At 68.7% G+C, this 12,756-nt stretch carries 13 protein-coding genes; 6 read left to right on the forward strand and 7 right to left on the reverse strand.

The annotated features are described in order from the left end of the window. Positions 1–148 precede the first annotated feature (148 nt). Entirely contained in the window at positions 149–412 is a 264-nt protein-coding gene (locus A5752_RS08475) for a hypothetical protein (RefSeq protein WP_067084234.1), read from the reverse strand. Between the two features lie 174 nt (positions 413–586). Between A5752_RS08475 and A5752_RS08480 the strand changes: the two genes are divergently transcribed. Together A5752_RS08480 and A5752_RS08485 are read left to right on the forward strand one after the other, a co-directional pair. Further along, positions 587–994, forward strand: a complete 408-nt coding sequence (locus tag A5752_RS08480) for a TIGR03668 family PPOX class F420-dependent oxidoreductase (protein ID WP_067084236.1) — start codon at positions 587–589, stop codon at positions 992–994. 100 nt (positions 995–1,094) lie between these two features. Beyond that, the gene (locus A5752_RS08485) at positions 1,095–3,263 is read left to right on the forward strand and encodes an elongation factor G-like protein EF-G2 (protein ID WP_067084238.1); all 2,169 of its coding nucleotides are present in this window, start codon (positions 1,095–1,097) and stop codon (positions 3,261–3,263) included. A gap of 179 nt (positions 3,264–3,442) precedes the next feature. Here A5752_RS08485 and A5752_RS08490 read toward each other — a convergent pair whose 3' ends face one another. The 5 genes from A5752_RS08490 to A5752_RS08510 form a co-directional block, all read right to left on the reverse strand. Next, entirely contained in the window at positions 3,443–4,174 is a 732-nt protein-coding gene (locus tag A5752_RS08490) for a hypothetical protein (RefSeq protein WP_067084240.1), read from the reverse strand. After that, complete coding sequence (locus tag A5752_RS08495) at positions 4,171–5,364, reverse strand: hypothetical protein (protein ID WP_067084241.1); 1,194 nt, start codon at positions 5,362–5,364, stop codon at positions 4,171–4,173. Before A5752_RS08495 ends, A5752_RS08490 begins: the two co-directional genes overlap by 4 nt. Next, positions 5,361–6,947 carry a S53 family peptidase gene (locus A5752_RS08500; RefSeq protein WP_067084243.1) on the reverse strand — a complete coding sequence of 529 codons (1,587 nt, stop codon included), beginning with the start codon at positions 6,945–6,947 and terminating at the stop codon, positions 5,361–5,363. The genes A5752_RS08495 and A5752_RS08500 overlap by 4 nt, the downstream gene beginning before the upstream one ends. A 39-nt stretch (positions 6,948–6,986) precedes the next feature. Continuing rightward, positions 6,987–7,262 carry a hypothetical protein gene (locus A5752_RS08505; RefSeq protein WP_067084245.1) on the reverse strand — a complete coding sequence of 92 codons (276 nt, stop codon included), beginning with the start codon at positions 7,260–7,262 and terminating at the stop codon, positions 6,987–6,989. Between the two features lie 126 nt (positions 7,263–7,388). Continuing rightward, positions 7,389–7,748 carry an STAS domain-containing protein gene (locus A5752_RS08510; RefSeq protein WP_082963807.1) on the reverse strand — a complete coding sequence of 120 codons (360 nt, stop codon included), beginning with the start codon at positions 7,746–7,748 and terminating at the stop codon, positions 7,389–7,391. Positions 7,749–7,932: 184 nt separating this feature from the next. On the opposite strand from A5752_RS08510, the gene A5752_RS08515 reads away from it, so the two are divergent. The 3 genes from A5752_RS08515 to A5752_RS08525 all read left to right on the forward strand — a co-directional run bounded on the left by A5752_RS08515 (position 7,933) and on the right by A5752_RS08525 (position 11,233). Continuing rightward, on the forward strand, positions 7,933–9,900 hold the full coding sequence (locus A5752_RS08515) for a SpoIIE family protein phosphatase (protein WP_067084249.1): 1,968 nt from the start codon (positions 7,933–7,935) through the stop codon (positions 9,898–9,900). Between the two features lie 201 nt (positions 9,901–10,101). After that, the gene (locus A5752_RS08520; RefSeq protein WP_067084255.1) at positions 10,102–10,413 is read left to right on the forward strand and encodes an STAS domain-containing protein; all 312 of its coding nucleotides are present in this window, start codon (positions 10,102–10,104) and stop codon (positions 10,411–10,413) included. Positions 10,414–10,423: 10 nt separating this feature from the next. After that, positions 10,424–11,233 carry an ANTAR domain-containing protein gene (locus tag A5752_RS08525; RefSeq protein WP_067084251.1) on the forward strand — a complete coding sequence of 270 codons (810 nt, stop codon included), beginning with the start codon at positions 10,424–10,426 and terminating at the stop codon, positions 11,231–11,233. Between the two features lie 18 nt (positions 11,234–11,251). Here the strand turns inward: A5752_RS08525 and A5752_RS08530 are convergent, their stop codons facing one another. Further along, positions 11,252–12,154: a DMT family transporter gene (locus A5752_RS08530; protein WP_067084253.1), complete on the reverse strand. Its 903-nt coding sequence runs from the start codon at positions 12,152–12,154 to the stop codon at positions 11,252–11,254. Positions 12,155–12,301: 147 nt separating this feature from the next. On the opposite strand from A5752_RS08530, the gene A5752_RS08535 reads away from it, so the two are divergent. Then, positions 12,302–12,652, forward strand: coding sequence for an aminopeptidase (locus tag A5752_RS08535; protein WP_067084257.1), 351 nt, complete (start codon positions 12,302–12,304; stop codon positions 12,650–12,652). Positions 12,653–12,756: the final 104 nt, after the last annotated feature.

A 12,756-nucleotide genomic window follows, 5' to 3' on the forward strand; every position in this document is an offset into this window, starting at 1 on the left:
AGGCATCGCCGCCTCCGGCAGCCCCACCGCCGCCCGCGACCTATCGACCGCGCACGCCGGCGCCGCGGTCCGGCCGCGAACCGGAGATCGGGGTGACACGCACGCCCGTCACCCGGTCGCCGATCAGCGTCGCGCCTCAGCGGCCGGGTCAGCGGTGATGGTGCCCTACGTCTTGGCGGTTGTCGTGGCGGACCACGAAGCCATAGGGGGCAAAGAACGGGTACTGCAGGCGGGCGGCGTCCGCTGAGGCCTGCCCCGGTTGGGTGGTGATCTCCACGTTGCCCGGAGTCTGACAGGCCACGGCGCCGCCGGTGTACGAGCAGCCCGTCGGCGCGGCATCGGCCAGCGGCGCGAATCCGATCGCCGCGGCAGCGGCGGCCATCGCCAGGGGTGCGATCAACCGTGTTTTCATGGTCGTCCTCTTTCGCTCGTGCGGGGCGGGCCCCCTAGGACGACGTCTCGCGAATACTGAACAATGAATTCAACTCGGGCGCCGTACGGCCGATTCCCGCTCACTCCTGTGAATGATGGGCACCGCCGCGGCGAGACGATGCCCGTCCCGGCCGAACCGGAATAGGCTACGAAAATGGCCGCATTCGAACCCGAGGCCATCTTCGCCGCGGCGCCCGTCGCGATGCTCGCGACCGTGGGATCCGATGGTGCGCCGCACCTCGTGCCGGTGGTGTTCGCGGTGCACGCCGGCGTGGCCTACACCGCGGTCGACGCCAAGCGGAAGTCGACGCGCAGGCTGCGGCGGTTGAGCAACATCGAGGGCAACCCACAGGTGAGCATGCTCGTCGACCATTACGAGGACGACTGGGCGCGATTGTGGTGGGTGCGCGCCGACGGTCGAGCCCAAATTCATTACAGCGGCGAAGAATTGGCGACCGGTTACATGTTGCTACGCGGTAAGTATCCGCAGTACCAGCGCATCGCCCTCGACGGTCCGGTGGTCGCCGTGACCATCACGAACTGGTCGTCGTGGCAGGCCTGAACCTGAATTCGGTGAATCCCTTGTGTTCGCTGTCGGTTAGGGGAATTGTGGTCTAACACACACTTTGGCGGCTTCGGCAGCCGTCGTGGAAGGGAACGTCATGGCAGACAAGACGACAAATTCCCAGGGCGCCGGAGCCGCCCCGACCGCGGACAGTCCGGCCGCCATCCGCAATGTGGTGCTGGTGGGCCCATCGGGTGGCGGCAAAACCACACTCGTCGAGGCACTTCTGGTGGCCTCCGGCGTCCTCACCAGACCGGGCTCCGTACAGGACGGCACCACGGTCTGCGACAGCGACGACGCCGAGATCTCCCAACAGCGTTCGGTGGGCCTGGCGCTCGCGTCGCTGCGCCACGACGGCGTCAAGGTCAACCTCATCGACACTCCCGGATACGCGGACTTCGTCGGAGAACTGCGGGCGGGCCTGCGGGCCGCGGACTGCGCGCTGTTCGTGATCGCCGCCAACGAGGGCGTCGACGAACCCACCAAGGCGCTGTGGCACGAGTGCGACCAGGTCGGCATGCCGCGCGCGGTGGTCATCACCAAGCTCGACCACGCCCGCGCGAACTACGCGAACGCGTTGGCCGCCGCGCAGCAGGCGTTCGGCGACAAGGTGCTTCCGCTGTATCTCCCTGCGAATTCGCCGTGCACCGGCCTGATCGGGCTGCTGTCGCAGACACACTACGAATACGCCGACGGCAAGCGCACCGGCACCCATGAACCCGACGGCTCGTATGCCGACGCGATCTCCGAACATCGCGGGGCCCTGATCGAGGGCATCATCGAGGAGTCCGAGGACGAGACTCTCATGGAGCGTTACCTCGGCGGCGAGGAGATCGACCAGTCGGTGCTCATCGACGATCTGGAGAAGGCCGTCGCCAGGGCGACGTTCTTCCCCGCACTTCCGGTGTGCAGCGGCACGTGCGTCGGCACGCTCGAGCTCCTCGAGATCATCACCGCGGGCTTCCCGCCGCCACCCGAGCATCGGCTGCCCGAGGTCTTCACGCCGCAGGGCAAACCGCGCGCCGAGCTCCCCTGCGACCCGAACGGTCCGTTGCTGGCGGAGGTCGTCAAGACGACGTCCGACCCCTACGTCGGTCGGGTCAGCCTGATCCGGGTGTTCTCGGGAACCATCACGCCCGACTCGACGGTCCATGTGTCCGGCCACTTTTCGTCGTTCTTCGGCGGGAGCGGCACGCTGACGGGTTCGCTGGCCGCGCACGAGGACCACGACGAGGACGAGCGCATCGGGTCGCTGTCGTTCCCGCTCGGCAAACAGCAGCGCCCCGCGCCGTCGGTGATCGCGGGCGACATCTGCGCGATCGGACGGCTCAGCCGCGCCGAGACCGGAGACACGCTCTCCGACAAGTCCGATCCGCTGGTGCTGCGGCCGTGGAGCATGCCGGAACCGCTGCTGCCCATCGCGGTACAGCCCAGGGCGAAGACCGACGAGGACAAGCTGTCCGGGGGGCTGCAACGGTTGGCCGCCGAAGACCCGACGCTGCGCATCGAGCAGAACCCCGAGACGCACCAGATCGTGCTGTGGACGATGGGTGAAGCGCACGCCAGCGTCGTGCTCGACACGCTCGCGCGGCGATACGGTGTCGCCGTCGACACCGTCGAACTGCGGGTGCCGCTGCGAGAAACGTTCGGCGGCAAGGCAAAAGGCCACGGCAGGCACGTCAAGCAGTCCGGCGGACACGGCCAGTACGCGGTGTGCGACATCGAGGTGGAACCGCTGCCCGAGGGCTCGGGTTTCGAGTTCGTCGACAAAGTGGTCGGCGGCGCGGTGCCCCGACAGTTCATTCCGAGCGTCGAGAAGGGTGTCCGCGCGCAGATGGAGAAGGGCGTCGGGCCCGGCTATCCGGTCGTCGACATCCGGGTGACCCTGTTCGACGGCAAGGCCCACAGCGTCGACTCCTCCGACTTCGCCTTCCAGATGGCGGGCTCGCTGGCATTGCGGGAGGCCGCCGCGGCGACGAAGGTGAACCTGCTCGAACCGGTCGACGAGGTTTCGGTGCTGATTCCCGACGACTTCGTCGGCGCGATCATGGGCGATCTGGCCGGGCGACGGGGCCGCGTGTTGGGCACCGACAAGGTCGGTGAGGACCGGACCCTGGTCAAGGCCGAGATCCCCCAGGTCGAACTCACCCGCTACGCCATCGATCTGCGGTCGCTGGCGCATGGCGCAGGCACGTTCACCCGAGCGTTCGCCCGCTACGAACCGATGCCCGAACACGCTGCGGCGAAAGTCACATCGTCGGTCTGACCCACCGAATCAGCGGAATCTGCAGGCGCTGCCAGAGGATTCTCAGGCGCCGTACCTAGCGTCGCCGCCATGAAAGACCGAACGCATCTGCTGGCTCACGTGGTCGTGACGGGGATACTGGCGGTCACCATGCTGATCGCCACCTGGTTGTGCCTGTTCAACGGCTCCATCTGAACTCGTCACCGGGGCGGATCCCCGCGCCAGCTGAAACTGTTGACGTATTTGCCCATGTCCAGGGCGATCTGGAGGTTCGCGCCGGACGGTTTACCGAATCCGAAGTCGGGACCGAACTGGTGATAGGGCCCGACCGCCGCCGCGACAAGCGCCAGGTCGTCCTTCACTGCGGCCATCACCAGCACCCTCATGCGCATATAGCTGCTGTTGGCGCCCTGCGGCCAGCAGTCGGCGGCCTCGCCGTACCCCGACTGGTAGCCGACCATCGCGTTGGGAATCTCGTACGCGGTCCGGGTATCGGGAAACGTCTTCTTCACCAACGACTTTGCGATGTCACGCGCAGACCTGCCCGCGGCGGGTTCGCTGAACAGCTGCAGCGTCCCGCCGTCGCCCGCGAGGAGTTCGGCGGTCACCCCGTTGGGCTTGGTGCTCACCCGGTAGGCCGACTCCGGCGCGGGATAGGACACCGAAAACGTTCCGTCCGGCGCGGTGAACCGCGGGTTGATCGACACGGGGGTGCCGGTCGGCGGCCGACCGCAGTCGGGCGGGCAGACGTAGCGCACCGGTGGCTTGGCGAGCAGCGCCGACACCCCGACCAGGGCCGCGGCGAGCACGACGATCGCGGCGAACCACGTCAGCACCAGTCGCTTTCGCGAGGTTCGCCGCGGTGCCGGTGCCGCGTACGTTCCGGCCGGAACCGCGTATCCGGGAAAGAAATTTGTTGTCGGTGCGCTCATTCGGGGTCACCGCGCACCGGTCGCGCCTCGCGCCGCGCCGTGCGCGACGATCGCGACGAGGCCCTTGTCGCGACCCCGCACGCCGGACAGAACGCCATGTCCGGTACGACGTGCCCACAGTGCGGGCACAGCAGCGGTTCCTCCGCGCGGATCTCGTCGTGCGCCTCGTGCAGGAGTGCCAGGTGCAGACCGACGCGTAACAGCAGCAGTGCCGCCACCGCCAGCGCGAGGTACAGCACCAGCATCAGCAGTTGTGGGAAGTGGGCGACGTCGATCAAGCCCAGCGCCAGGTACACCACCAGCACCGCGACCGCGAAGCCCACCAGCACCGCGCGCACCAGGACCGGGCGTTGGTCGCGCTTGCTCGGTGGACGCGTGAACCACAGTGCCGCGCCGATCAATCCGCCCGCGGCCGCAGCGGTCAACGGCACCGCCAAGCCGCGGATGCCCGCCTCGACCCACAGGCTTTCCATCGGCCGCTTGCTGACCACCCCGGTGCCGAACTGCGGGGCCAGCCGCGTCAACGTCGCCGCGGCGGTGAAGCTCAACGCACCCAGCGTCCCGATCATGAAGCCGTCCAGGGCTTCTCGCGAGGACGGTCGAATCGCACGGACCAGCACCGCGGGCAGCAGCATCAGGATGACCCCGCCGAGCGGAACCACGATGCCCATGCGCAGCATGCGCGCGCCGACGATCGCCGAACCCAGTCCGACGTTGTAGGACCTGGCGAACGTCGCACCCGTCAACAACACCCACCCCACGGCGAGCCCGACCGCCAGGGCGACGGTGAGAACCAGTGTGCCGAGCGGGAAGTCGCGAAACGCATCTGACTCGCGCAGGTACAGCACGAACAGCAGCGGCAACCCCAGCGCGGCGACGGTCACGAGCGCGGCGGGTAGCCGCAGAAGTGTGAAGGCGACCAGCGCCGCGACCAGAACGAGCAGGCCGATCCGGAATGCCGAGCGCGAGCGCTGCGGCAGATGCGGGAACAGCGAACTCGCGACCGCCAGCTGCAACAGGTGTTCGTCGGGCGCGGCGCTGAAATCGCGCGGCCGCAACCAATCCGGGCCCTCCCGCGGCCGCGGTGTCAGATGACAGCCGCACAGCCCGCAGTATTCTCCCGCGGGCACGTCGACCTTGCAGACCCGGCACTCGACGGTCGGGACGCTGTCGTCGTCACCCGTGCTCATGCGGCCGCCTCCTGCAGGATGAGGATGTTGCGCACAAGGTTGTCGACATCGGGCGTGCCGAGCCCCGTCACGAGGTCGTAGCCGGGCGTGGCGTCGGCGACGACGTTGCCGCCGAGCGTCACATCGCGGAAGGCGGGCAGCGGGGCGCCCTGCGCGATGCGGTACAGCAGCGGGTTCAGGTCGCCGAGCGCGCGTCCACCGTTGGCGAGCAGGTACTGGTTCATCACCGCGGCCAGGCCCGCCCAGATCGGCGCCGCCTGCGAGGTGCCGCCGCCGACCAACGGCGTCTGCGCAAATACGATCCGCACACCGGTGAACGGGTCGGCCACCGCCGCCACGTCAGGGGTCAGCCGCCGGTCGGTGTCGCGGTCGGGCAGCACGGCGCGCTGCCAGTCCGGGCGGTCGAACACCGCCGAGACGCCGCCCCCGGTGCCGACCGTCAGCGGAACGTCGAACCACGCCTGCTCGGACAGCCACCGGCCTTGGCCGTCCGTCGACAGGGTGGTGCCGCCGACGTCGGTCATCTCCGGGAGTGAGGCGATCGAGTCCAGTCCGATGTCGTTCTCACCCGGCGGCGAGGACCAGTCGTCGCCGCCCTTGCATTCGAGGCCGGCGAGGTCGCCGCTGGCGTTGAACGCCGACGTGCCGTGCGACTGCGCCGTCGCGAGCGCCGACCGCACCGGGGCGAGGTCGGCCGCGGTGATCAGCCGGTCACAGCCCCAGCCGATCGAGAAGCTCCACACCGCGCCGGGGAAGCGCCGGTCGGTGTCCTCGAGCAACTGGCCGATCCGCTCGAAGGCTCCGTCGGCGGTGATGGTCGGCATGGCGCTGACCACGACCTTGCGCGCATCGGGTGCGACGGCGTGCGCCACCTGCAGGTCCATCGTGGTTTCTCCGCGCGGCTCGTCGAGTTCACCGACCACCTCGGGGGTGAAGCGGGGCAGGTCGTAGGTGTCGGCGAAGGTGTCGAGATCGTCCTGCGCGAACCCGTCGAACGCGAAGAACACGATCGTGGTGCCCTTGCCGGTGTAGCCGTCGGCGGCCAGCGGCGCGGCGTTGTAGGTGGTCAGCAACGCCTGCGGCGTCAGCCCTTTGTCCGGTACGTCGAGGGGCAGCGTCGGAGTGTGCGACGTGTGGTGCGGGATGTACCCGAGGATCCGACCGACCTGAGAAACCTCGTCGCGCAGCACATCCGGGACGCCCGGCTGCTGCGGAGACGCGTAGAAGACCTGGCCGCGGCGCCCGCGGTAGTCGCGCACCTCGACGTCGAACGCCTCGGCGACGGATGCCGCGGACCCTTCCACCACGGCCCACCGATGTCCCGGCCGCCAGCGGACGGAGAGGCCGCGGTCGCCTGCCCAGGCGAACACGTTGGCCGGCCGACCTTCGTCGCGCAGCGCCATCGTCAGCTGGACCCCGTCGTCGCGGGAGGGCCCGAGGTCGGCCGAACTCGCCAACAGGTAGGAGTACGGGCCGGCGATGACCCCGCCGCCGTATCGCGCGGATGCGGGGCGCAGATCGGAGACGAGGACGAATACGCCCGCCGCGATCAGCACCAGCAGGCCGAGATGCCGCGCTCCCACGGACGCCAGCGTATTTCCCAGCCCGGCCCGGTGGAGCCGTTAGCGGTGGTCCGGGACCGCCGTCGGTGCGGGCGGGGCGAGCACGGACGGCGAGAACGGATTGGGTCCGGGAGAGATACGCGGCGCCTTGTCCGTCGACTCGACCGGCGGGGCCGGCGCGGCTGGCTCCGTGGTCGTCGTTGTCGTCGTCGTCGTGGTGGTCTCCTCGGGCACCTTCTCCTCGCTAGAGCAGGAGGCGCTGAACATGACCATCGCAATCGCGGCGGCGCCGCCCGCGACGGCTGCGAGCCGACGACCGAACCGAGCTGAGCCCATGACGTGAGTCCTCACTGTCCCGACCTGCGCCGGGACATTTCAAGATCACCCCCGACCTCGGGAACTCTATCCGAAGTCCGGGACCGTCGCTCGGTTCGAATCCGCAGCTAGAAGCCTGCGGCTGCGCTAGGAGTTGGACTTCAGCGCGCCCAGCGCCTCAGCCAGCGTCGGGTAGAGCGAGAACACCTGGTCGAGCCCGGTCAGCTGGATCGGCCTGCTGGTCGCGGGCCCGTCGGCCACGACGGCGAAGCGGGCGGACTTGCTGACGGTCTCGTGCGTCGCGACCAGCGCCTGCAGTCCCGCGGATGCGAGGAAGTCCACCGCCAGCAGATCGACGACCAGCGCAGAGGGCTCCTGCGTCAGCGCCTCGGTGATCGCTGCCTGAAACGCCGGCACAGTGGCGAGGTCGACGTCACCGCCGACCGTCAACACAGCGATTCCGTCGTCGTGCGAGATCGACGTGGTTATCGGGTCATTACGTGACAACGGTGGGTCCTCCGGTCGGCGCCGCCACTACGACGGCAATGGGGCGAGCTTAACCCCTCGCCTCCTGCGGTAGATCAGTGCTTCGGCGGATCATGGTGCTCGACGCAGGCTAATGTCGAGGAAGACTTGTGCGCTCGGCGATTCCATTGTGAGCGCGACGCTGGGAGGGCCGACTGCCTCGAACATGACCGACCCCGTGGACTTCTACCAACGCTACGAACGAGAACGAGCGCGCGCCGACGATCTCGCCGATCGCGACGTTTTCCGCAGCGCTTTGGTCAATTCGCTGCAAGAAGGCTTCTTCGTCACCGATGCCACCGGCTGTGTGGTCGAGATCAACGACGCCTTCGAAGAGATCACCGGATACGGGCAAGGGGGCCTGCCGTATCCGATGCCCCACCCCTGGGCGGTCGACGCATTGGCCGCGGACGAGCGCAGGGCCGCGCTGGTCCGCGACGGCAGCCTGATCGCCGAGACCAGGATCCGGCACCGCGACGGGCGGGTGCGGTGGGTCGCGATCAGCGTCAACGCCGTACCGGATCACCACTCGCGGCGCGGTCTCTACGTGGGCACCATCCGGGACGTCACCGCACCGCGCGCCGCCGCGGAACGCGACCGGGCGATGGCACGGTTGGCGACGGCCGTGAGCGTTGCCAAGAACGTCGACGAGGTGCTGGCGATAACGCTCGCGCAATGCCGCATACCGCTGGACGCCCAGCGGCTGATCGCGGTCACGTGGCCGAAGGCCGACGGCGAGGAGCCCACGGTGCGGGTCGCCGGCGAACCGGGGGTCAGCTCGTGGCGGGACCTCGACGAGGACTGGCGCCGCACCTTCGAGGACGCCCGCACGTGGATCCCGCTGACCGTGACACCGGTCGGCGCGGCCCCAAGCGCGGGCACCACGCGCGGGTTCGTCGCGGTCCTCTCCGGTGCGCGCGACGTGGTGCTCTGCCTCGAGCACCGCATTCCGCGCGTCGTCAGCGCCGAGGACCGACGGCTGGTTTCGGCGCTCGTCGGTCACCTCAGTTCGGCCATGCAGCATGTCCGGCAGTTCGAGAGCGCCAGGGAGACGTCGCTGACGCTGCAGCGGTCGCTGCTGGCGCCGATGGACCTGCCGCCGGGGTTCGCCGTGCGCTACGAGCCGGCCGTGCATCCGTTGGAGATCGGCGGCGATTTCTACGACGTGCTTCCCGTCGGCGACGGCCGGATCGCGATCGTGGTCGGGGACTGTGTCGGCCGCGGGCTGTCGGCCGCCGCCGTGATGGGGCAGTTGCGTGCGTCGACGCGCGCGCTGCTGCTGACCGGGGCGCAACCGTCGGCGGTGCTCGAACACCTCGACTCGGTCGCGGAGTTCATTCCGGACGCGTACTGCACCACCGTGTTCGTCGCAATCGTCGACACGGTGGCCGCGACCGTGGAGTACAGCAGCGCCGGGCACGTGCCTCCGGTGCTGGTGTCCGACGCCGCACCGCCGCAACTGCTCGACAAGGCTTGTTCGGTCCCGCTCGCGGTCCGGCATCCTGCGCCTCGGCCGCAGACGTCGCATCCGTTGTTTCCGGGTTCGACACTGATGCTCTACACCGACGGCTTGGTCGAACGCCGCGACCGGCCGATCGACAATCAGATCGCCCGGATGTCCGCCGTGTTGGCCGATACCGCGAACCTGCCGATCGAGGACGTCGCCGACGCGGTGTTGGGCAGGCTCGCCCCCGACAGTGGATACGACGACGACGTGGCGATCGTGATCTACCGGACCCCGAGGGCCTCCCTCGTCATCGACGACACGGCCACGGCACGGAAGCTGACCGAGGTTCGGCACCGGCTCGCGGCCTGGCTCGCGGCCAACGGCGCCTCCGAATCGGCGGTGTCGGATCTCATCCTCGTCGTCAACGAGGCGTGCTCGAACTGCGTCGAGCACGCGTACCGCGGACGTGAGCCCGGGCGCATGCGCGTCGAAGCGGAAATCCACGACGCCGCAATCCACGTGCGCGTCATCGACTTCGGGTCGTGGAAGGCGCCGCCTCCCGATCCCGGGACCCGCGGCCGCGGCCTGCTGTTGATGCGCGCCGTCAGCGACCAGGTGGATCTCGACGGGACCTCGGCCGGCACTACCGTAGATATGACGTTTCAGTTACCGGAGATTCGCGTTTGAACCAGCTCTACCTGCCTCGACGGCGTCATCGTGGTATTACAAATATTGATAAAGAACGTCTGTCAGGAAGAGGCAGCGATGCGGACTGTGTGGCATGCACGGGGGCGGTGGGGCCCCTAAGACTTCGGGAGGTTCTGTGAACGGATTCGCTCACACTGCCGTCCACTGCTGCACGTTATTGCCGGTGGGGGCCGGAAAGTGGTGACCCGCAACCAGTTCCGGTTCGAGCCCGGAAGCAACGGAGTTTCTCCGGTCGTCACCGCCGTCGGCGAGATCGACCTGGCGAACGTCGACGAGTTCAGCGCGGCATTGGCGCGCGCGGCGGCGGACAACTCCTCGATCACCGTCGACCTCACCGGCGTGACGTACTGCGACAGCGCAGCCCTTCGTGAGCTGTTCTCCGTCGCGGCGAACGCCAAGCTCGACCTCGTCGTGCCCGTGGAGGGCCCCATCACCACGCTGCTCGGCATCTCCGGCCTCGACAAGGTCGCGACGGTCACCGTCGTCGACTGAGCGGATTGTCGTGCCGGCACCGAGCTTTCAGCCCCGCCAACACCCGGAGCTGATCACGCTGTTGCACAGGATTCTCGAACGGTTGCAGGCCGATACACCGAATGTTCTGGGAGTGGCGGCCACCGTGCACGACAAGCGGTTCAACGAGGATCCCTCCACGCTCGCGGCGCTCGGCATCGAGGAGGAGATGGTCGCCGCGCAGCTGTCTGGCCTTGGCGGCCCGGTCGCCGACGCACTGACCCACCAGGTGCCGGTGTTGAGCCTCGACCTGTGGACGGACGAACGCTGGCCCGACCTGGCCTTCGACGCGACGTCGGAGTGCGCGAGCGGGATCGCCGCCGACTTGAAGGCGGTTCACGGGGCGGCGGCGGTCCCGGGGTTCTGGCGCGACGACGCCGCGATCGTGTTGTCCTGCACGCTGTCCGAGCCCGCATCCGCCGCCACGGTGACCACGCTGATCGCCTACGAGCAACTCGTCTCGGCCGCTCTGGTCACGACCGCGGCGCAGAACGAGGCCGCGTTCGAGGATCTGCTGGCCGCGCTGCAGTCGCGCGGCGCCATCGAACAGGCCAAGGGCGCGTTGATGGGTTTGGTCGGGTGCGACGCCGAACAGGCGTGGAGCATGTTGCGCCGGGCCAGCCAGGAATTCAACGTCAAGCTTCGCGAACTGGCGGTGGCGCTGCTGGAGCACATCAGCGGTTCGCCGGCCCAGCAGCCGGGGATCGCCGAACCGATCGCCCCGCATCAGGCGGCACGCGACGCCGCGGGACTGCTGTGGACGGCGATGGCTCGGGACAAGCGGGGGTCCGAGGGGTCTTAGCGGGTTCGCGGCGCGGGTTCAGGCGCCGCGCTTGAGCACCGCTGCGGCCTCGGCCTCGAGTCGCTCTTCGAGCGCGCCCTCGTCACGGCCGAGTGCGACCGTGGCGGCCGCCATCGCGACGACGGCGGCCGTGATCGCGATGGCCTTCACGCCGCCGACGGTCATGTGCTCGCCGAGGACCACCGCGCCCAGGATGACCGCGACGACGGGTTCGAGCACCAGCATGGTCGGCACCGACGTCTGCAGGGATCCGGCGTGGAATGCGGACTGCTGCAGGAACACCGCGAGGACACCGAGGATGAGGAGCAGGTACAGCGCCGGGGTGGTCAGCACCTCGCCGACGCCGCCGTTCGCGAGTAGGAACATGACGATCTTCGTCAGCAGCGCGACGACTCCGAACAGCAGGCCGACCGCGACGGCGAGCAGTACGGCGCGTTTCCATCCGCCACCGCGGACGGCCAGGATCACGCAGACCGTCACCGCGATCGTGCAGACGACCGCGACGAGCGCCGACAGCGGAACCGACGCCTCGTAGTCGCCCGGTTGGGTCTTGGCCAGCACGACGAACACCGCCAGCGCGGCGGTGAGCAGCAGCGCCCACATCCACTCGGCGCGGGTGACCCGGCGGTTGGCGAGGCGGGCGCTCAGCGGAAGGGCGAACAGGAGAGCGGAGACGAGGATGGGCTGAACCAGCAGCAACGAACCCTTGACCAGTGCGAGGGCCTGGAAGCCGTAGCCCGCTAGTGCCGCCGCGGTGCCGGCCCACCACAGCGGCCTGCGCAGCAGGGTCATCACCATCACGGTGCTGACGCCCTGCTCTTCGGGAACGTCCATGGTCGCGCGCTGACGAACCACGATGCCGATCGCCAAGAAGCCCGCGGCGAGCAGGGCCAAGAAGACGACGAGCCCTTGATCTAGCACGACTGGCCTACCAAAGCGTTTCGCTCCTCTCCGGCCATGGCGCGCACATCGGACAAGCACAACATATGGAACGTGAGCCTGCGTGACGGGCTTGGCGGTGGCCGTTGCGAGGTTTGGTGCCCGGCCTATCGGGGCATCAAACCGATCATGAATTTGCGACGTGTGATTGTGCTGGTCGGTGCGGTGGTCCTTCTCGTCGGGGTCATCGCTCTACTGGTTCCGGTGTCGATCGCCGGACCAGACGGGCAGAAGATCTCGTGCGGCAATGCCATCGCCGCCGATGACTCCGCGGCCAGCCAGGCCAATGCCAATGACCCGAATCAACTGAAGAACCTGCCGATCATCGACGAGCTGACCGAGGATCCGCCGGACTACGTCGCGCAGTGCCATTCGGCGGTCGGCGACCGCCGCACCTGGGCGATTCCCGTCGCGATCGTGGGCCTCGTCGTGCTCGTCGGCGGCTTCCTGGTGGGCGGGCGTACCGCGCGGGCGGGCTGACGCCGGTCCGCACGCCGGACGGCGCGCGCTAGCTGTTCTGACCTGACAGGTTAGGTACACGGCTGGCCGGTGGTTGACCTTTGAGTGCGGTGTGGCCGCGGTGG

The sequence above is a fragment of the Mycobacterium sp. 852002-51961_SCH5331710 genome, assembly GCF_001665535.1.
Classification (GTDB): domain Bacteria; phylum Actinomycetota; class Actinomycetes; order Mycobacteriales; family Mycobacteriaceae; genus Mycobacterium.

Coding starts and splice junctions, on each gene's coding strand:
- A5752_RS08475 (WP_067084234.1), bottom strand. CDS start 412: ATGAAAACACGGTTGATCGCACCCCTGGCGATGGCCGCCGCTGCCGCG.
- A5752_RS08480 (WP_067084236.1), top strand. CDS start 587: ATGGCCGCATTCGAACCCGAGGCCATCTTCGCCGCGGCGCCCGTCGCG.
- A5752_RS08485 (WP_067084238.1), top strand. CDS start 1,095: ATGGCAGACAAGACGACAAATTCCCAGGGCGCCGGAGCCGCCCCGACC.
- A5752_RS08490 (WP_067084240.1), bottom strand. CDS start 4,174: ATGAGCGCACCGACAACAAATTTCTTTCCCGGATACGCGGTTCCGGCC.
- A5752_RS08495 (WP_067084241.1), bottom strand. CDS start 5,364: ATGAGCACGGGTGACGACGACAGCGTCCCGACCGTCGAGTGCCGGGTC.
- A5752_RS08505 (WP_067084245.1), bottom strand. CDS start 7,262: ATGGGCTCAGCTCGGTTCGGTCGTCGGCTCGCAGCCGTCGCGGGCGGC.
- A5752_RS08515 (WP_067084249.1), top strand. CDS start 7,933: ATGACCGACCCCGTGGACTTCTACCAACGCTACGAACGAGAACGAGCG.
- A5752_RS08535 (WP_067084257.1), top strand. CDS start 12,302: ATGAATTTGCGACGTGTGATTGTGCTGGTCGGTGCGGTGGTCCTTCTC.